The organism is Streptomyces sp. enrichment culture, assembly GCF_964272895.1.
GTDB lineage: Bacteria > Actinomycetota > Actinomycetes > Streptomycetales > Streptomycetaceae > Streptomyces.
Genome location: NZ_OZ186832.1, coordinates 6,934,525 through 6,951,882, shown reverse-complemented (window position 1 = coordinate 6,951,882; position 17,358 = coordinate 6,934,525). Strand labels below are relative to the sequence as shown.

The following is a 17,358-nucleotide window of genomic DNA, read 5'->3' as shown; positions in this document are numbered from 1 at the left end:
TGCGGCCGGCGCGCGTACGGCCCGGGCGCGAGGGCTCCTCACCAGGTGAGCGTGATCGCCCCCGCGTCGGGGCCGTCCGTGAGCTCGAGCCCGGCGACGGCCACCGTGCCGTCCGTCCAGGTCAGCGGGGGCGTACGGGTCCCGGCCTGCCAGACGCCGTTCGCGCCCGGGGTGAGGTCGGGGGCGCCCCGGTGCATGGGTGGCCGCGACGGGTCGATGTGCCAGATGAGCACACCGTCGCCGGGGAAGTCGGCGTCGTACTTGCGGCCTCCTGTCCGCCTGCGCCGTTCGACGAGGAAGTACTCGGCGGCCCGGCGGCTGGGATGCCAGAGGATCACGGCGCCGTCGGGCCGCTCGGCGGAGATCTCGACGACGCAGGCCGTGCCGTGCTCGGACAGCTGCACGCGTTGCGGCTCGCACCAGCCGAGGGCCATCTTGTGCCAGGCGTCGAGATGGACGACGGTCTGGTCGTTGCTGGTGAAGGAGTACGCGCCCATCAGCGTGAGCAGGGAGTTCATGGTGCCGGGGTTGTACATGTCCACGGTGCCCAGCGAGTGCGTCACCTCGTGCGCGATCTGGTAGAAGGGCGTGAACGGGCCCGCGAACGCCAGGTCGAGTTGCATGGTCTTCGTGAGGGAGAAGGGGAAGAACTCCAGGGTGAACGGCACCGACTGGGTGTAGCGGTTGGCGGGCCAGCGGTTGCGGTGGTTCTCCACCACCAGCACGACGAGTTCGTCGGAGGTGACCACCGAACTCGCGTCGCTGTCCATGGAGTAGAGCAGGTACGGGAAGAGACCGGCCATCCGCTCGGCCACCTTGCGTACATGCTCCGCCTCGCTCGGGTTGCCGAACACGCCCATCGCGGCGGGCCCGGTGACACCGGCCCGGGTGAACCAGAACCGTCCGGCCGAGCACTCCTGGACGTACTCGGTCAGGCTCGCCGGATTGACGGCCGGCTCGCTGGTGCTGAACGGCGGGACGGGGTGGCCGAAGGCCAGCTTCTCGTAGTAGTCGAGCTCATGGACCGAGGAGATCTTCGGGAAGCCGTCCGTGCCGTCGTCGTCCCACTCCAGGAGGACGACGAGCAGCGGACGGGGTCCCAGTGCCGTGCGCCCGGCGACCCGGATGCTGCCGTGCCCGAACTCGTCGAGGGTCGGGGCGGTGACGGGCGGGGTGTGGACCGCCGGCGGCCGCGGTGGGTCGCAGCCGGCGTCCTCCATCTGCGCGCGGGTGTCCTCGATGCGCTCCTGGAGCAGGTCGGCGCGTTCCTGGAGCGTCACACGGCCCGCTCCGAAGGGCTCGTTCAGCAGGTCGCCGAGAACCTGCTGCAACTCCGTCGCCAGATCCCGGAGCCTGTTGCGCAACCCTCTGCACACGTCGGGTTCAGGCATGCCGCACAGCCCCTTCCGAGTTGCGAGGCCCCCGTCGCCCCTCTTCCGACGCTACGTCACACCGGTACCGGAGGCATCCCGGCTCGCGTGGGGCCGGGCCGAGGTCAGGCCGCCGGGGCCAGTGCCTCTCGCTCCCGCAGGTCCTCGTGGAGGGCCGGGACGGGCACGGTGGTCGGGGTGCGGCGGGAGCGCAGGAGGAAGCCGGTGCCGATGGTGCCGGCGATGAGCAGGCCGCCGGTGACGAGGGCGCCGCGGGCGCCGGCGTGTTCCATGAGGAAGCCGAGGGCGGGCGGTCCGCCAAGGCCCCAGACGGTGGAGACGGTGCCCCAGACGCCGAGGACACGGCCGCGCATCCGGGCGGGCGGGTCGGTCTGGAGCACGGAGGTGCCGGCCGTGTCGGACACCGACTCGACGACGGCCATGGGCAGCACGATCGCCAGCAGGACGGCCATCGACGGCGACAGTCCGGCGGCCACCTGGAGCAGCGCGCCACCGGCCGCGAGCAGGCCGACCAGGCGTACGGAGGGCCGGCGCAGCCGGGCGCCGAGGATCGCGCCGAGGATGCCGCCGACGGCCAGGACGGTGGAGACGGTGCCGAACGCTCCCGCGCCGCCCGCGAGGGGGCCGGTGACCAGGACGGCGAGGGTGAGCCCGTAGTTGCGCCCGAAGACGGCGCTAACGCCGGTGATCGCCGCGAGGGCGACCAGGCGGGGCCGGCGCAGGAAGAACGTCAGTCCCTCGCGCACGCTCATGGTCTCGCCGGAGGGGTCCGCCTCCTGGGGCGTCTTCACGGGGTGGGGCTCGGTGTGCCGCACCGGCTTGAGGAAGGGGATGACCGCCGCCACGAACAGGAACGACAGTCCGTTCGCCGCGTACGCCGCCGCCGTACCGAGGAACGCCACGGTGGCTCCGGCGAGACCGGCCCCCACCAGCCGTCCGGCGCTGTGCACCAGGGAGCCCACGCCGATGGCCGACGGCACGTCCTCCTGCGGCACGAGGTCGTTGCCCAGCAGGGCGCAGGCGGGGCCGTCGACGGTGGCGATGACGCCGGTCGCGGCGGCGAGGACCATCAGCGTGGTGACGTCGAGCCGGTCCAGCGCCACCAGCGTGGCCGTGACGAACGCGATCACGCCGAGCAGCGCCTGGCTGACCGCCGCGGTCAGCCGCCGGGGCCAGCGGTCGACGGCCGCGCCGCCGAACAGGCTGATCAGCAGCGCCGGGGCGGCCTGCACGGACATCGACAGACCGGTGGCGGCGGCGGACCCGGTGATCTGCAGCACGAGCAGGTTCTGCACGGTGAGCTGCATCCAGGTGCCGGTGTTCGACACGAAGTTCGCCACCGACCACCAGCGCATGCTGCGGTGTCGCAGGGCACGCCAGGGCGAGTGGGAAGCGCGGGCAGGGGCGGAGGAAGGTGAGGCAGGCACGGTGAGGTCACTCGGGAGGAGACCCGCGGAGGGCGGACTCGGAGGGGGGTTACCGGCGGGAGTGGGAACACCGGCTGCGCTGCGCGGTTCCCTCCACGGTTCCGGAGGACGGCGTCGCCCATCGTGGCAGACGGGGTGGGACGGACGCGGGCCCCGCGGCCGTTAGTCCGGTCACACGCGGGTGTGCCGCGCCGCTGGGCTGGCGCGACGGGCGGCCGTGGTGGCGCGGCTCACGCCGTCGCCGTGCGGGGGTGGCAGCGGTCCGCGGTGGTGTGGCTCACGCCGTCGCCGCGACGGCCGGCGTGGTGGCGCGGCTCACCCCGCGACGACGTCTCGTACCAGGGCTCGCAGGGCGGCGACGGCGGGGTGCCCCGGTCGCTCGGGCCAGGCGAGGACGACGGGGACGGGGGGCGCGTCGACGAGCGGGCGGTAGGCGAGCGAGGGGTGGGCATGGTTGCTGGGCGTGGCCGAGGTGGACACGCCGACGGCACGGCCCGCGGCGATGGCGATGATCCACTCGTCGGTGTTGGTCACCTCGATGCTCGCCACCGGGCGGTTGCCGGGCGGCCACAGGTCCAGCGTCGTGGTGCCGGAGACGGTGTTGAGGGCGATCGGATACGCGGCGAGGTCCCCGAGGGTCACGCGCGGCAGCTCCGCGAGCGGACTGTCGGCGGCCACGACGACCACGCGCTCCTCCGACATCAGCACCTCGGTGCGGACCCCGGGCGCGGTGACCTCGCCGCGCAGCAGGGCCGCGTCGACCTTGCCCCGGGTGAGCCCTGCCGTGGGGTCGTCGACGCGCAGCAGCTCCAGGGGGACGGCCGGATAGGTCTCGTCCCAGCGGCGCAGCAGCGGCACGGTGTGGTCGCCGAGCGCGGCCCATGTGTGCCCGAGGCGCAGCGGCCAGCGGCGCAGCCCGGTCGGGTCGAGGGCGGTGTCGACGGCGGCGAGCGCGGCGAGCGCCTTGTCGCGGAAGGTGCGGCCCTCGGCGGTCAGCCGCAGGTGGTGGGTGGAGCGGTCCACGAGCCGGGCGCCGAGGTGGTCCTCCAGCTGCCGCAGGGTGCGGGAGAGCGCGGGCTGCCCGATGTGCAGACGGGCGGCGGCACGGGTGATGTTCCCCTCGTCGGCGATGGCGAGGAAGGCCCGCAGATGCCGCAGCTCGATGGTCATGCCTCGGGAGCATAATCGCAGCGGGACCGGCATTTCACACCCGTCGCGCCGCTGCCTAGCGTGGAGGCCATGACGACCCCGGTACGCGAGACGACGGCTCCCGCATTCCCGCTACGACCGTCCGCGCGGCCCGGCGCGCTCACCGGCGTCGGCCTGGTGCTGGCCGGGGCGGTGTCCGTGCAGTTCGGCTCGGCGTGCGCGGCGCTGCTGTTCCCCCGGGCCGGTGCGCTCGGCACGGTCGCCCTGCGGGTCACGCTGGCGGCGGTGCTGCTGCTGATCGTGGCGCGCCCGCGGCTGCGCGGTCTCACCCGCGGCGACTGGGCGGTGGCCGGAGGCTTCGGGCTGGCCCTCGGTGGCATGAACCTCCTCTTCTACCAGGCGATCGACCGGATCCCGCTGGGACCGGCGGTCACCTTGGAGGTGCTCGGCCCGCTGCTGCTGTCGGTGGCCGCCGCGCGCCGCGTCTCCGGAGTGCTGTGGGCCGCCCTGGCGCTGGCCGGGGTCGCGCTGCTGGGCGGCGGCATGGGCGGGCTCGACCTCACGGGCGCGGCCTTCGCGGTGGCGGCGGGCGCGATGTGGGCGGCGTACATCGTGCTGGGCGCCCGCGCGGGCGGCCGCTTCCCGCGCCTGGAGGGGCTGGCGCTCGCCATGGCCGTCGCCGCGCTGGTCAGCCTGCCGCCGGGCCTCGCCTCGGCGGGCGGGACACTGCTGGAGCCGCATGTGCTGGTGCTGGGCCTCGGGATCGCCGTGCTGAGCTCCGGAGTGCCGTACACCCTGGAGCTGCTGGCCCTGCGCCGGCTGCCCGCGGCGACCTTCGCGGTACTGATGAGCCTCGCGCCCGCCCTCGCCGCACTGGCCGGGCTGCTGGTGCTGGAGCAGGGGCTGGCGCCGGTGCAGTGGCTCGCCATCGCGCTGGTGGTCGCGGCGAGCGCGGGGGCGGTGCGGACGGGGACGCGGTGAGGCCGGGGCGGGGCCGTACGGCACGGGGCGCCGCTCGGACAGCACGGGCGCCGCGCGGCACGCGCAGTACCTACGGCACCAGACCCCGCGCGGCACGCGCGGTACGTACGACACCGGGCGCCGCTCGGCCCGGCGTGCGGCTCAGCGGCGCGGCAGCCCCATCGGATTGGGGAACGGGATGACGCCACTGCCCAGGACCTGCTCCGTCACGGGCTCCAGCGTCCGCAGCAGGCGGGAGGCGTCGTCCGGCGCGAGGACACCGTAGGGCCGGACGGCCAGCGCGTCGGTGCGCGCCTCGATGTGCGCGCGCAGCGCCCGGCCCTCCGGCGTGAGCGCCCCCGCGCCCGTCAGCAGATGGCGCGCGACGAGCCGGTCGGCAGCCGACCGCCACTCCTGCGCGGACCAGCCCCGGTTGTCCCGCAGCACCTCCACGGGCACCTGCTCACCCGCGGCGAAGAGCACATGCGCCGCGCAGCCGTCGAGTCCCTCCGCGGTGAGGACGGCGACATGGCCGTCCCCGCGGTGTTCGCGCAGCGAGGTCGCCGCCTGCCACAGCGCGCCGACCGGATCCTCGGGCACGGGCACATCCCGGTTGGCGGCGAACAGCGGCCGCCCGGCCCCGTCGGCGGCCGCGATCACCCGCTCCAGCAGTGGCAGGACCGACGCCGCCGCGTCCCGGGCGGAGGGCGCCACGCGGCGCAGGGCGGCCGTGGCGGAGTCGGCGCGGGCCCGCAGCACCGCCTCGGGTGAGGCGAGGCCCCAGGCGTCGGGGAGCGCGCGGCGGACCATCGCGGGGTGGAAGTTGGAGAAGGCCGCCTCCACCACGCCCGGCCTCACCGCCCCGAGCGGCGCGGCCCGCAGCGCGAAGTACCCCATCCAGAAACCGCGCAGCCCCACCGCGCGGGCGGCCTCGCGGCTCTCCGGCGCGAAGTACGTGACGGCATGCAGGGGTTCGAGCACCTGCCAGACCGCGCGTGCGTAACCGGCGTCCATGGACGGCAGTCTCGCAGACGGTGTGCGTCAGCCGCTGTGCACGGTCAGCTCATGCACCGAGTACCCCCAGTCCGTGGCGCGGTCGAGGAACCGCACGCGCACATGGCGCGCGGGGGTCCCCGTGAAGTCGGCCGTGTCGAGCCCGCCGTCGCCGGCGGTCGTGGACCAGACGGTCCGCCAGTCGGTGCCGTCGACGGACAGCTCGATACGGTACGAACGGCCGTACGCGCGCTCCCAGTCGAGGGTGACCCGGCCCACCCGGTGCGTGGCGCCCAGGTCGACGCGCAGCCACTGGTCGTCGCTCCAGTCGCTGGCCCAGCGGGTGTCGCGCGAGCCGTCCACCGCCCGGCCCGGCGCATAGCTGGTGAACGGGTTCCACTCGGCCGAACTGGCCGTGGCCGAAGCGCCCTTGGCGAGGTTGACGGCGGCCTGGTGGCGCTCGGTGGCCCCCCAGGTGCCGAGGTAGGACTCGGCACCGCGGAAGAGGTCGTCGACCACGTCCTGGCCGCCGACCAGCCGGATGTCCTCGATCCAGTCGGGGACGAGGCCGTAGTGGGCGGCGCCGTCGGTGTTGAGGTCCCAGGTGCGCTGCCCGGTGGTCTGCCGGTCGATGACCGCGCCTCCGTCGACACTGCGGAAGGGGTACCTGACCGGGTTGGCGGTGTCCGCTCCGCGCGGCGCCGGCCAGCCGCCGACGCCGTTCATGTCGGTGCCGTAGCCGTAGCCGACGCCGTACTTGTCGCGCAGCGCGTCCGTGCGCCGCGCCTCCGCGGTGAAGCCCTCGGAGCCGTGCATGTACTGGGCGATGAAACCGCCGAGGGAGTAGACGCGTTCGGTCCAGTTCAGGTCCATCCAGCTGTGCGAGGACAGCACGCCGGGGTACGACTCGGCCTCGAAGATGTCCAGCACGCGCCCGGTCGCCTTGACGCTCATATGGTCGATCTCGAGCATCATCTTGCGCTTCATCATGCCGCGCACGGCGTACTCGCCCAGCGCGGTCAGCCCGCGCACATTGCACCGCGCGTCACTGTCGTACGAGGGGACGCTGACGCCCGCCGGGAGCTCGGCCTCGGCGCCGGGGGCGGAGGCCAGGCCGATGGGGTTGTCCTGCTGGGGGCCGCTGCACTTCTCGGTGCGCCAGAAGGTGCCGGTGGACAGGAACTGGCCCACGTTGATGGCCGTTCCGAGCGCGCCCGAGTCGAAGCGGACGCCGCACAGCGCGTTGTCGAACTTGTGGCACAGGAACATGCTGCGCACGCCGAGCGCGTACAGCTCGTCCAGCCCCTTGTCGATGTCCTCCTTGCTGCACTGCGGGATGTCGAGGATCTGCTTGCAGCCGAAGGGCTCGGAGGTCTCGACGCCGAGGATCACGGCCAGCTTGCCCTGCTCGATGACCTGCCGGGCCTGTGCACTGTCGGTGACGATGCGGAACCAGCCCTTTCCGGGGCCGCCGTACATCCGGTCGACGTAGTCCTGGAGGTCGTAGGTGAGCTTCGCCTGGAGACGGATGGAGGTCATCTCGTCGCAGGAGCGGTCCTTGAAGAAGTACACCGAGCAGATCACGCCGTTGGTGACGAGGTCGTTGACCATCACACGCTGGCCGCCGCGCCAGGCGCGCTCGATCCAGGCGTAGTAGTTCTGCTGGTGGGTCAGCGAGTCGTGGGCGGGCCAGTCCTTGAAGGTGGGCCAGCCGACGGGGTCGTGGCGGCCGTCGCCGCCGCGCGTGATGAAGTCGAAGACGGCGAGGGAGCCGTCGGGGTAGTGCTCGGGGCAGTCCTTGAGAGCGTCGGCGATGCCCGCCTCGGAGAAGGGCTTGCCGCAGATGAGGCGGCCGCCGAACGCCTCGTTGGAGAACAGGTGGTTGTGGGCGTCGACGAAGCCGCGCACCTCGCCACGGGAGTCGGTGCCCTTGAAGGGCTCACCGGTGACGCCGATCCGCGAGTCCGGCGCCGGGCGCGCGGCCGGATCCCACCACGCGTCGGCTCCCGCCGCCGAACTGGGCGCCGGGCCCAGGGACATGACCAGCGCGAGCAGCAGCAGCGTGACGACGGCGAGGTGCGGACGTCGAGCCTTGGTCATCAACCCACGTCCTTGGATAGACGGATCCGGGGGGCGGTCCATGATTGTCATGCTCATCGAAAGTTACCGATGAGGAACGAGGATCGTCAGGCCGGCCGAAGGAGTCAAGAGCCGCGTCGCAGGCCCCTGGAGCGGAAGCGCCGGGCGGATGTTTCCGTTCCGCGACGAATGAGACCGGTTTGTGTCGGGACACGGCGCAACGGTCGGGGCCGCCGACAGGTCGTATCAGTCAAAGTCACCGCAATGACACCGGCCCCGCACCCGCCCCTGGGGGAGACATGACCCTGCGTTCCCGATCCGTCCGACTGACCCTCGCCGCCGTGGCGACCGGCACGGCGCTCGCCGTCGCGGCCGCCACGCCCTCGGCCTCCGCCGCCTCCGCACCGAAGTTCCTCGCGGCCGGCGACCTGCCCCCGCACCCCACCTCCCCGTGGTACGCCGGCCGGGTCACCGCCGGTCAGCCCGACCCGCTGCCGATCTGCGTCGGCGAGGCGCTGCCGTCGATCTCCTCGCACCGCACGTTCTGGACCGAGTACGACACCAGCGCGCTCCAGGTGACCGTCGTGGCGCAGAACGCGCAGAAGGCCAAGGACTTCGCCGCGCTGCTGCGCAAGAAGATCAACGGCTGCGCCGCGGCACTGGAGCAGCAGGACCCCGACATGTCGGCGACCGGCCGGTACTACGGGAAGCTGGGCGTCGAGGAGGGCGCCCATGTCTACGGTCTGCACACCGCTTCGAGCTGGGGCGCCTCCGACATCGCCCTGCTCTCGGTCGGCCGCGACGGCCGCACGGTGACGTTCGTGAAGTGGTCCCAGATGGGCACCTTCCGCCACGCGCAGCTCGCCGACTTCAAGCGCACCACCAAGACGGCGGTGAACAAGCTCTACTGAGCGTCCGTCACCAGGCGTTCCACCGCCGCCTCGACGAGCTGCTCGCGCTCACCCTCCGAGAGCACGTCGGGGAGGGTGAGCTGCTCGACGATCAGCCAGTTCAGCGCCAGATAGAGCAGCCGCACCGCGGTCGCGTCGCCCGGCAGGCCGGTCCCCTCGTGGTAGGCCACGTTCGCCTGGAGGTCGGCGCGCACCTGCTCGGTCAGCAGCCCGCGCAGGCCCGGACGCCGAGTGGCCTCCAGACGCAGCTCCAGCAGCGCCAGATAACCGGAGCGGAACGCGCTCACCCGGTCCACCAGTTCCCGCATCAGCTGCGCGTACGTCTCCCGGTCGCGGGCGGCCGTGCGGTGCCGGGTGAGGACGGCCTCGTCCGGCTGGAGCCGCTCGTAGACCCTGCGGCCGGTCTGGATGAGCAGGTCGTCGCGGTTCGCGAAGTAGTTGGAGGCCGTCCCCACGGGCACACCGGCCTCGGCGTCCACCGCCCGGAAGGTCAGACCGCGGGCCCCCTCCCGCGCCAGCACCTCGATCGCGGCATCCACCAGCGCGGCTCTGCGCTGGTCGTTCCTGCGCACCATCCCACCACCACTCCCTGTGCAGTACGTCGAGCATGACGGCGTCGGCAGACTACTACAGATGGAGTGGCTGCCGTGCGGGGGGCGGGAGCGCCGCTACGGGGGTCAGGCGCGGGTCGGCGTGGCCGGTCCGTCGGAGGGGGCCGGTCCGTCGGAGGGGGTCGGCCCGTGAGAGGAGGCCGGTTTGTGGGAGGAGGCCGGCTCGTCCGCGGGGGCCGAGGGGGCCGAGGTGTCCTGCGCGTCGAGGCGGGTCCGTGTGCCCTGGTGGTGGAACATCTGCCAGCGGCCCGGTGCCACCCGGCGCCACAGCGAGGTGCGGTGCGACCAATGGCCGTCGATGCACGCCGTGTACTTGAGCATGACCAGTCCGTCGGCCAGCCGTACGCCCCGCATGCGCTCCACCCTGATGGGCTCGCCGTCCGGGTCGGTGTAGGCGGCGACACGTTCCGCGGTGCCCTCGAAGACGATCTCCGCGCCCGAGGCACCGAACTCGTGGAAGTCCGGCGCGAGGAAACTCCGCAGCCGGTCCGCGTCCGCCCGGCACTGCGGCGAGAGCGTCTCGTACTCGGCGGCCAGCGCCTCCGCCACCTGCGGATCGTCACTGCCGGGGACGGCCTGGATCGAACTCATGCGATCAAGGACTATCACACGGCCCAGCCGCCCAGCAGGCCGCTGTCAGTGCCCCGCATTAGTCTGCCCCTGATGTCCGTTCCGCCCCTTCCAGGAGGTATTCATGGCCTCGCGGCTCAACCCCTACCTCAGCTTCGACGGCGACGCCCGGCAGGCGATGGAGTTCTACAAAGAGGTCTTCGGCGGCACACTCGAACTCAACACGTTCGCGGAGTTCGGCTCCGGCGACGCCCCGGGGTCCGACAAGATCATGCACAGCATGCTGGAGACCCCCGCCGGTTTCACCCTGATGGGCTCCGACACCCCTCCCGGCACGGAGTTCGAGCCCGGCACCGCCTACGCCGTGTCCGTCAGCGGTGACGACGACACCGAGCTCCGCGGCTACTGGGAGAAGCTGTCCGCCGACGGCGAGGTGAAGGTACCGCTCGACAAGCAGATGTGGGGCGATGTGTTCGGCATGTGCACGGACCGCTTCGGGGTGTCCTGGATGATCGACATCCACGAGCCCGAGGGCTGACGCCCTAGGACACGCCGAACCATTCCTGCGCGAGGGCGGTCAGCGTCTTCTCCTCGGGGGCGCCCAACTCCCGGAGGTACCAGGGGAGATCGCTGTACACGTGCAGCAGCGTGTAGGCGAGCAGCTCGTCGGGCGCGAAGCGGTGGCCGTACGCGGCGCAGAGCCGGGCCAGCAGGGCCGGGTCGCCCCGCGTGACGAACAGGCCGACGCCCACGAAATCGTAGGCGCGGTGGCCGATCATGGCGGGCTCGAAGTCGAAGAACCCGGTCAGCCGCAGGCCGTCCCCGAGGTCCCGCACGAGGAAGTGCTGCTGCATCACCTCGGTGTGCAGCAGGGCGGGGCGCGGGGTGCGCGGCAGCTCGACCGAGGCGAGGAAGTCAGGGATCTGCTCCAGCCACCGGTCCGGCAGCCCGTGCCGGCGCTGCCGCCGCACCGCGCCGGCCCGCTGCCGGTCGAGGAAGGCGCCCCATTCCCCGGGGCCTAGGACGTCCGTGAGGGGGCCGGGGTCGAGCGAGTGCAGCACCCCGAGGGTCTCGCCGATCTGGGTGACGACGCGTTCCCGCCCGGCCTGGGGCACGCGGTCCCACAGGCCGGCCAGGCTCTCGCCGTGCAGCCGGGACATCAGGACGTAGCGCCAGCCGTTCTCGTACATGCCGTGCTCGCGCACCCGCGGTGTGGGGATCGGCAGCCTCCCCTGGAGGTGGGTGAGGACCCGGGCCTCGGCGAGGGCGTCACCGGACGCGGCCGCGGGGAACAGCTTGAGGACGTGTTCGTCACCGACGGCGTACACCGGCTGCGACCCGTCGGGGAACCGGCTCAGCGGCGCCCCGGCCAGTCCGAGGCGCGCGCAGAGGTCCTCGACTCCGGGGCGCAGCACCGTCTCGTCACGGACGACGGCGTCCCACTCCTCGTCCGTCCCGACCACAGGCAGCATGACCGGGACGGTAGACCAGGGCGCGGGACCGGACAACGGAATTCGCCGCCACCGCCCGGCTGCGGGGCCCGGGCCGGCCTCGCTCAGAACTCCTCCAGCACCGCCCGGATCACATGGCGGGCGTTGGCGGCCATCGCCGGGTTGGTGTCCCGGTGGTACGGCAGGGCGATCACCGCCTGGGAGAGGGTGCGGGCGCGGCCTCGGCGCCAGGTGGCGTCGTCCACGTCGAGCGCGTCCCGGAAGACCCGCCGGGCGTCGGACGGCAGCAGGTTCCAGGCCGGGAACAGATCGCAGGCCGGGTCGCCCACCCCCATGCACCCGAAGTCGATCACCGCGGCGAGCCGGCCGTCATCGTCCACGAGCAGGTTGCCCGGCATCAGATCGGCATGCAGCCACACCGGCGGGACGTCGCTCTCGGGGGCGTGCAGGCCGTCCTCCCACACGGCGGTCACCGCGTCGCAGTCCACGCCCTCCTGCCCCAGCGCGCGCAGCAGCTCCACGGCGGCGCGGGTCTCGGCGTCGAGCCCGGACAGGGGGCCGCCCCGGTACGCCGGGGGCGCGCCCGGCAGATCCACGGCACGCATCGCGGTCACGAAGGCGGCAAGGCCCTCGGCGAGCGCCACGGGGGCCGCGAGCTCGCCCTCCCGCGGGTTCTCGCCGTCCAGCCACCGGTACACCGACCAGGGCCACGGATACCCCTCGGCGGGCTTCCCGGCCGCGAGCGCCTCCGGGATCGCCGTGGGCAGCCGGTGCGCGAGGCGCGGCAGCCACTGCTGTTCCCGTTCGACGTCCCCGACGCCGCCCTCGACCAGCGGCAGACGGACGACCATGGCGTCGCCGAGGCGGTACATGGCGTTCACCGTGCCGCCCGACGCCATCCGCTCGACCGCGAGTCCGGCCCACTGCGGGAACTGCCCGGCAACCAGCCGCCGTACGAGATCGTCGTCGACCGGCTGCCGGCCGGGATGCCTCTGTGCTGAGCTCATGGGGCGCCATCCGACCGGCCGCCGTCCACACCGGTCAAGCGGTTTTGGCCGGCACGGTCCATGGCCGCCGGCCCGGTCCGTGGCCGGGGGCCCGGTCCGTGGCCGCCGCCACGCCCTTACCTCCGGGGTAATCGCCCGCCCCGGCCCCGCCGTGCCAAGATCGCCTCAGCGCAAGGGAGTTGGACCTACGGAGGGGAATGCCATGACCGCCTACGCGATAGCCCACCTGCGGGAGATCACTCCGCACGCGGAGGTCGCCGAGTACATCGACCGGATCACCGCCACCTTCGAACCGTACGGCGGCCGGTTCCTGGTGCACGGCGCCGTCGAGCACCAGGTGGTGGAGGGCGAGTGGCCCGGCGGGGTGGTGATGATCGCCTTCCCCGGCATGGAGGAGGCGCGGGCCTGGTGGGACTCCCCCGCGTACCAGGAGATCGCCCCGCTGCGCTCCCGGCACATCAAGGGCGACATCATCCTGGTGCCGGGCGTGCCCGAGGGCTACGACCCGTCCGTGACGGCCGAGGCCGTGCGGTCGTCGCTGCCCACCGAGTGAGGCCGCCCCGTCCCTGGCCCTGTCCCCGTCGGCGATCAAATCACCTGACGCCGACGGGAGATGGGATTAGGATCCAGGCGATGACTCCTTCTCTTCAGAGATGGGGGGCACCGTCCGCGCAAGGTGAGTGCTGATGGCCACTCATCGCGTGCACGGGGACTCCCGACTTTCCTTCTGGTTGCGCGTACGTCAGTACGCCGTGCCGCCGTCCATGGTCGAGACCGCGACCGCCCGTCGCCACTCCGGTGACTGGGCGGGGGCCTGTGCCGCCGCGGGTGTCGACGTCGATCTGGGACTGCGGCCCGCCGCACGCGCCCACGGCCGGGCCTTCGCGGACCGGCTCCGGGACGATCTGCGGCATCTGGCTCCCGACCTGCTGCGCTGGCACATGCCCAGGGTGGCACCGGACGGGCTGCTGCGCCCCGGTCTGACCGTCTCGCTGGCCCGCTACGAGGCCGCGGGACGGGACGGGGTGAGCCCGGTCCATCTCGTGGTCCGTACGCCGCCCGCCTGGGCGGACGCCGGTCAGCGGATGAGCCTCGCCCTGTGGGACGCGTCCCGCCCGGACGCCGGGGCGGGCGGCCATCCGCGGGCCCGCCCCAGCAGACGCTTCCGGCTCGATCTGCACCGCCACCTGTGGGACGCCCGCAGGGCGGACGAGCTGCGGGCGCGGTCCGGGGCCGAGGGGCCGCCGCCGGACGGCGTGCCCGTTCCCCGGCTGCCGGACGACGTGCCGGACGCGCGGCACTGTGCCGTCCACCGGTGGGCGGCGGAGGCGGAGTTGCTGCTGCGCGCCGACCGCCGCACGGCCACCGCCGTCGCGGTACGGCTCGGCACCCGGCACCGGCTGCTGCTCGGCCCGGCCGAGGACGGCGCCGAGCCGCCCGGCGTACGCGTCGCACGGGCCCCGGCCGACGGGCGGCTGTCGGCGCTGCCCGTCCTGCCCGACGCGGCGACCTGGGTGCCTCCCGACCTGGAGCTGCTGCGGGCCGGACTGGTCGAGCCCGGGCTGCTGCACCCGCTGGTCGCCTCGGCCCTGGTACCGGGACACCGACCGGAGTCTGCCCGAGCGGCGGACCCGGTCGGGGCGGCGCGGATCGTGCAGTGCCGCGGTGAACAGCACCGCATCGGCCTGGTCGACGGTGCGTTGGCCCCGTTGGACCACGACCCGGCCGAGATCCGGCGCGAGGAACTGCTCGCCGCGCTCTCCGGCACCCCTCTGCCCTGCCTCCAGGCCGTCGACCGGGCGCACCGCCGGCCCGACTGCCTCACCGGAGTCCGCGAACGCCTCGCCCACGGCGACATCGACGGAGCGCTGGCCGTCGTGGAGGGCCTCCTCGGTCCGCAAGCCGTACTGCGCAGCGGCCCGCTGCTGGACGAACTGGAGGCGGCCGCCCGACGGCGCATCGCCTACGGCCTGTTCCGCGCCGGCCTCTCCGACCCCCACCCACGCGGCCTCCGCCCCGGCCCGGCGCGCCCCGGCGGCCACCGCTCCCACCCCCGCCACACGCTCGCACGCTGACGGCGGACACCCTTCTCACGCCCTCCCAGGCCCGTCTCACGCCCACCCAAGCCCTTTTCACGCCCTTCCTCCTTGCCCTGCGCACTTCCTCCGCGCCCTCGACAAGCCCCTCCGACGACCCTTCAGGTGATGCACGATGCCCAAGACCTCTTCCCCCGCGCCCGGCCAACTCGCCGTGGCCGACGACCTGTTGACCCTGCTGCGCGACAGCACCACCGAACCCCGCCCCGACACCCAGCTGGAGGCCCTGACGCTCGCCGTCGCCGCCGACCTGCCGGTACTGCTGTGGGGTGAGCCCGGAATCGGCAAGACCGCGGCACTCACCCAACTGGCGACGGCCCTGGACCTGCCGCTGACCACGGTCATCGCCAGCGTGCACGAGCCGTCCGACTTCTCCGGCCTGCCCGTCGTCGGGGACGACCCGGCGCGGCAGGGCGTGCCGATGGCTCCGCCGGACTGGGCCGTGCGCCTGGTGCGGGCCGGGCGGGGACTGCTGTTCCTGGACGAGTTGTCCACCGCCCCGCCCGCCGTGCAGGCCGCGCTGCTGCGGCTCGTGCTGGAACGGCGGATCGGCGCCCTGCGGCTGCCGCCCGGCGTGCGCATCGTGGCCGCGGCCAACCCGCGCTCCTCGGCGGCCGACGGCTGGGAGCTGAGCCCGCCGCTGGCCAACCGCTTCGTCCATCTGCAGTGGACCCACGACCACGACGTCGTCGTCCGCGGCCTCGGCGGGACCTGGCCCCGGGCGACCCTGCCCCGGCTGGACCCGGCGAAGCTGACCGAGGCCGTGGAGTTCGCGCGCCGCGCGGTGTGCACCTTCCTCACCGCCCGGCCCACCCTCGTCCACCGCCTGCCCAGCGGCGAGGCCCGCCGGGGCGGCGCCTGGCCCTCGCCGCGCAGCTGGGACATGACGCTGTCGCTGATCGCCTTCGCCACCGCCGCGGGGTCCTCGCGCGAGGTACTGTCGCTGCTGGTCAGGGGCACGGTCGGCGACGGACCCGGCCTTGAACTGCTGGCCGCGATCGACCGGATGGACCTCCCCGATCCCGAGGTGCTGCTCGCCGACCCCGCACGGGCCGAGCTGCCCGAGCGCGGGGACCGACGCCAGGCCAGCCTTGAGGCGGTGGTCGCCGCGGTCAACGCCCGCCCGGAGCGGTGGCGTTGGGACGCGGCATGGGAACTGCTGGTACGAGCCCTGGACACCGGTGCGCCCGACCTGGTGGTGGCCCCCGCCACCGCGCTCGCCGCCCTGCGCCGCGAGGACTGGGACGTGCCCGAGGCCATCGAACGGCTCGCCGGAGCGGTCTCCCTGTCCCGCCGCGCCGACGAGGCCGCGGGCAGGGCGCTGGCCACCGGCCAGGGGGCGCGATGAGCGGGCGTACACGGCAGTCGGCACCGACGACGCCGGACACCCTCGCCCCCGCGACGAGCAGCCGCCCACCCCAGACCACGCCCACGGAGACGACCACCCCCGCCCAGACGACCGCCCTCGACCTCGACAAGCTCTACGCCGCCCGCCTCCACGCCGCCCGCGCCCGCCCCTATCTCGCGACCGCCCTGTTCGCCCTGCATGTCGTCGAGTCGCGCCGGGTGCCGACGATGGCCGTCGACCGGCACTGGCGGTGCTATGTCTCACCGGCCTTCGTGGACCGCACGCCGGAGGAGGAACTGGCCGGGGTGTGGGTGCACGAGGTGTCGCATCTGCTGCGCGACCACCACGGCCGCGGCGACCGGCTGGCGCGCGTCCAGGGGCTGACCGGTCCCGCCGAACGGCTGCGGATGAACATCGCCGCGGACTGCGAGATCAACGACGACATCTTCGGCGAGGGCCTGGTCGGGCCCGAGGACGTGGTGCGGCCCGACATGTTCGGCCTGCCCGGCGGACAGCTCATGGAGGAGTATCTGCCGGGCATCCGCCTCGGACCGCTGACCCAGTACCTGGCCTGGCTGGACTGCGGCAGCGGCGCCGACGGGCTGGAGCGGGAGTGGGACCTGGGCCCGGACGGCGCGCACGGGCTCAGCGAACAGGAGCAGGACGCCGTACGGTTCCGGGTCGCCCAGGGCATCACCGGGAAGCCCGGTGACACGCCGGGCGGGTGGCGGCGGTGGGCGGAGGAGGTGTTCCATCCGCCGCAGCCCTGGCGGGACCTGCTGGGCGCGGCGGTCCGCTCGGCGGTCTCAAGCGCCGGCGTCGGCGAGGACTACACCTACGGCCGCCCGCCCCGCCGCGCGGCCGGCCTGCCCGGCGTGGTGCTGCCGAGCCTGCGCCGCACCCCGCCCCGCGTCGCGGTCGTCGTCGACACCTCCGGTTCGGTCAGCGACGCCGAACTGGGCAGCGCGCTCCTGGAGATCACCGCGATCACCCGTGCCGTCGGAGGCCGGCGCGACCTGGTGAGCGTCCTGTCCTGCGACGCGGCCGCGCGGGTCGTGCATCCGCTGTGCCAGGCCGAGGACATCCCGCTGGTGGGCGGCGGCGGCACGGATCTGCGGACGGGTTTCGCGCGGGCCCTCGCCGCCCGGCCGCGCCCCGACGTGGTGGTCGCCCTGACCGACGGTCAGACACCGTGGCCGGCCGCCCGTCCGTCCTGCCGCACGGTGATCGGCCTGTTCCCGCGGGAGCCGCGTTCGGGCACAGCGCAGGAGCACGATCCCGACGACGAGCCCGGCCGCCCACCGGCCTGGGCGCGGGTGGTGCGCATCGGCCAGGGGCACGCCGTCCGCTGACGCGGCGCCACCG

The 17,358-nt window shown here is 73.7% G+C and carries 16 protein-coding genes; 7 read left to right on the top strand and 9 right to left on the bottom strand.

Annotated features, from left to right (window positions below; genetic code table 11):
* Window positions 1–38: 38 nt before the first annotated feature.
* The 3 genes from ACSU6M_RS31035 to ACSU6M_RS31025 form a co-directional block, all read right to left on the bottom strand.
* Entirely contained in the window at window positions 39–1,391 is a 1,353-nt protein-coding gene (locus ACSU6M_RS31035; RefSeq protein WP_437074209.1) for a hypothetical protein, read from the bottom strand.
* Between the two features lie 104 nt (window positions 1,392–1,495).
* Window positions 1,496–2,746, bottom strand: coding sequence for an MFS transporter (locus ACSU6M_RS31030; protein WP_437074207.1), 1,251 nt, complete (start codon window positions 2,744–2,746; stop codon window positions 1,496–1,498).
* A gap of 387 nt (window positions 2,747–3,133) precedes the next feature.
* Window positions 3,134–3,988, bottom strand: coding sequence for a LysR family transcriptional regulator (locus ACSU6M_RS31025; protein WP_437074205.1), 855 nt, complete (start codon window positions 3,986–3,988; stop codon window positions 3,134–3,136).
* A gap of 69 nt (window positions 3,989–4,057) precedes the next feature.
* Between ACSU6M_RS31025 and ACSU6M_RS31020 the strand changes: the two genes are divergently transcribed.
* On the top strand, window positions 4,058–4,948 hold the full coding sequence (locus ACSU6M_RS31020) for an EamA family transporter (protein WP_437074203.1): 891 nt from the start codon (window positions 4,058–4,060) through the stop codon (window positions 4,946–4,948).
* Window positions 4,949–5,089: 141 nt separating this feature from the next.
* On the opposite strand, the gene ACSU6M_RS31015 is transcribed toward ACSU6M_RS31020, so the two are convergent.
* Both ACSU6M_RS31015 and ACSU6M_RS31010 read right to left on the bottom strand, forming a co-directional pair.
* Entirely contained in the window at window positions 5,090–5,941 is an 852-nt protein-coding gene (locus ACSU6M_RS31015) for an SCO6745 family protein (protein WP_437074201.1), read from the bottom strand.
* Between the two features lie 27 nt (window positions 5,942–5,968).
* Entirely contained in the window at window positions 5,969–8,020 is a 2,052-nt protein-coding gene (locus ACSU6M_RS31010; protein ID WP_437074199.1) for a galactose-binding domain-containing protein, read from the bottom strand.
* Window positions 8,021–8,298: 278 nt separating this feature from the next.
* Between ACSU6M_RS31010 and ACSU6M_RS31005 the strand changes: the two genes are divergently transcribed.
* A complete protein-coding gene (locus ACSU6M_RS31005) occupies window positions 8,299–8,910 on the top strand; it encodes a hypothetical protein (protein WP_437074197.1) in 612 nt (203 codons plus the stop codon).
* Here the strand turns inward: ACSU6M_RS31005 and ACSU6M_RS31000 are convergent.
* Both ACSU6M_RS31000 and ACSU6M_RS30995 read right to left on the bottom strand, forming a co-directional pair.
* Complete coding sequence (locus tag ACSU6M_RS31000; protein WP_437074196.1) at window positions 8,904–9,485, bottom strand: TetR/AcrR family transcriptional regulator; 582 nt, start codon at window positions 9,483–9,485, stop codon at window positions 8,904–8,906. The genes ACSU6M_RS31005 and ACSU6M_RS31000 overlap by 7 nt on opposite strands.
* 102 nt (window positions 9,486–9,587) lie before the next feature.
* Window positions 9,588–10,112: a DUF4440 domain-containing protein gene (locus ACSU6M_RS30995; RefSeq protein WP_437074194.1), complete on the bottom strand. Its 525-nt coding sequence runs from the start codon at window positions 10,110–10,112 to the stop codon at window positions 9,588–9,590.
* A 103-nt stretch (window positions 10,113–10,215) separates the two neighbouring features.
* Here ACSU6M_RS30995 and ACSU6M_RS30990 point away from each other — a divergent pair, with 103 nt between their 5' ends.
* On the top strand, window positions 10,216–10,629 hold the full coding sequence (locus tag ACSU6M_RS30990) for a VOC family protein (RefSeq protein ID WP_437074192.1): 414 nt from the start codon (window positions 10,216–10,218) through the stop codon (window positions 10,627–10,629).
* 4 nt (window positions 10,630–10,633) lie between these two features.
* On the opposite strand, the gene ACSU6M_RS30985 is transcribed toward ACSU6M_RS30990, so the two are convergent.
* Both ACSU6M_RS30985 and ACSU6M_RS30980 read right to left on the bottom strand, forming a co-directional pair.
* On the bottom strand, window positions 10,634–11,563 hold the full coding sequence (locus ACSU6M_RS30985) for an aminoglycoside phosphotransferase family protein (RefSeq protein ID WP_437074190.1): 930 nt from the start codon (window positions 11,561–11,563) through the stop codon (window positions 10,634–10,636).
* Between the two features lie 83 nt (window positions 11,564–11,646).
* Window positions 11,647–12,549 (bottom strand): aminoglycoside phosphotransferase family protein, encoded by a 903-nt coding sequence (locus ACSU6M_RS30980; protein WP_437074189.1) that lies wholly within the window; start codon window positions 12,547–12,549, stop codon window positions 11,647–11,649.
* A gap of 202 nt (window positions 12,550–12,751) precedes the next feature.
* On the opposite strand from ACSU6M_RS30980, the gene ACSU6M_RS30975 reads away from it, so the two are divergent.
* The 4 genes from ACSU6M_RS30975 (at window position 12,752) to ACSU6M_RS30960 (ending at window position 17,345) form a co-directional block, all read left to right on the top strand.
* Complete coding sequence (locus ACSU6M_RS30975; RefSeq protein WP_437074187.1) at window positions 12,752–13,102, top strand: DUF1330 domain-containing protein; 351 nt, start codon at window positions 12,752–12,754, stop codon at window positions 13,100–13,102.
* A 133-nt stretch (window positions 13,103–13,235) separates the two neighbouring features.
* On the top strand, window positions 13,236–14,624 hold the full coding sequence (locus ACSU6M_RS30970) for a hypothetical protein (RefSeq protein WP_437074186.1): 1,389 nt from the start codon (window positions 13,236–13,238) through the stop codon (window positions 14,622–14,624).
* 136 nt (window positions 14,625–14,760) lie between these two features.
* On the top strand, window positions 14,761–15,993 hold the full coding sequence (locus ACSU6M_RS30965) for an AAA family ATPase (RefSeq protein ID WP_437074184.1): 1,233 nt from the start codon (window positions 14,761–14,763) through the stop codon (window positions 15,991–15,993).
* Window positions 15,990–17,345 (top strand): vWA domain-containing protein, encoded by a 1,356-nt coding sequence (locus ACSU6M_RS30960; RefSeq protein ID WP_437074183.1) that lies wholly within the window; start codon window positions 15,990–15,992, stop codon window positions 17,343–17,345. The genes ACSU6M_RS30965 and ACSU6M_RS30960 overlap by 4 nt, the downstream gene beginning before the upstream one ends.
* Window positions 17,346–17,358 lie beyond the last annotated feature (13 nt).

Coding starts and splice junctions, on each gene's coding strand:
- ACSU6M_RS31035 (WP_437074209.1), bottom strand. CDS start 1,391: ATGCCTGAACCCGACGTGTGCAGAGGGTTGCGCAACAGGCTCCGGGAT.
- ACSU6M_RS31030 (WP_437074207.1), bottom strand. CDS start 2,746: ATGCGCTGGTGGTCGGTGGCGAACTTCGTGTCGAACACCGGCACCTGG.
- ACSU6M_RS31025 (WP_437074205.1), bottom strand. CDS start 3,988: ATGACCATCGAGCTGCGGCATCTGCGGGCCTTCCTCGCCATCGCCGAC.
- ACSU6M_RS31020 (WP_437074203.1), top strand. CDS start 4,058: ATGACGACCCCGGTACGCGAGACGACGGCTCCCGCATTCCCGCTACGA.
- ACSU6M_RS31015 (WP_437074201.1), bottom strand. CDS start 5,941: ATGGACGCCGGTTACGCACGCGCGGTCTGGCAGGTGCTCGAACCCCTG.
- ACSU6M_RS31010 (WP_437074199.1), bottom strand. CDS start 8,020: ATGACCAAGGCTCGACGTCCGCACCTCGCCGTCGTCACGCTGCTGCTG.
- ACSU6M_RS31005 (WP_437074197.1), top strand. CDS start 8,299: ATGACCCTGCGTTCCCGATCCGTCCGACTGACCCTCGCCGCCGTGGCG.
- ACSU6M_RS31000 (WP_437074196.1), bottom strand. CDS start 9,485: ATGGTGCGCAGGAACGACCAGCGCAGAGCCGCGCTGGTGGATGCCGCG.
- ACSU6M_RS30995 (WP_437074194.1), bottom strand. CDS start 10,112: ATGAGTTCGATCCAGGCCGTCCCCGGCAGTGACGATCCGCAGGTGGCG.
- ACSU6M_RS30990 (WP_437074192.1), top strand. CDS start 10,216: ATGGCCTCGCGGCTCAACCCCTACCTCAGCTTCGACGGCGACGCCCGG.
- ACSU6M_RS30985 (WP_437074190.1), bottom strand. CDS start 11,563: ATGCTGCCTGTGGTCGGGACGGACGAGGAGTGGGACGCCGTCGTCCGT.
- ACSU6M_RS30980 (WP_437074189.1), bottom strand. CDS start 12,549: ATGAGCTCAGCACAGAGGCATCCCGGCCGGCAGCCGGTCGACGACGAT.
- ACSU6M_RS30975 (WP_437074187.1), top strand. CDS start 12,752: ATGACCGCCTACGCGATAGCCCACCTGCGGGAGATCACTCCGCACGCG.
- ACSU6M_RS30970 (WP_437074186.1), top strand. CDS start 13,236: ATGGCCACTCATCGCGTGCACGGGGACTCCCGACTTTCCTTCTGGTTG.
- ACSU6M_RS30965 (WP_437074184.1), top strand. CDS start 14,761: ATGCCCAAGACCTCTTCCCCCGCGCCCGGCCAACTCGCCGTGGCCGAC.
- ACSU6M_RS30960 (WP_437074183.1), top strand. CDS start 15,990: ATGAGCGGGCGTACACGGCAGTCGGCACCGACGACGCCGGACACCCTC.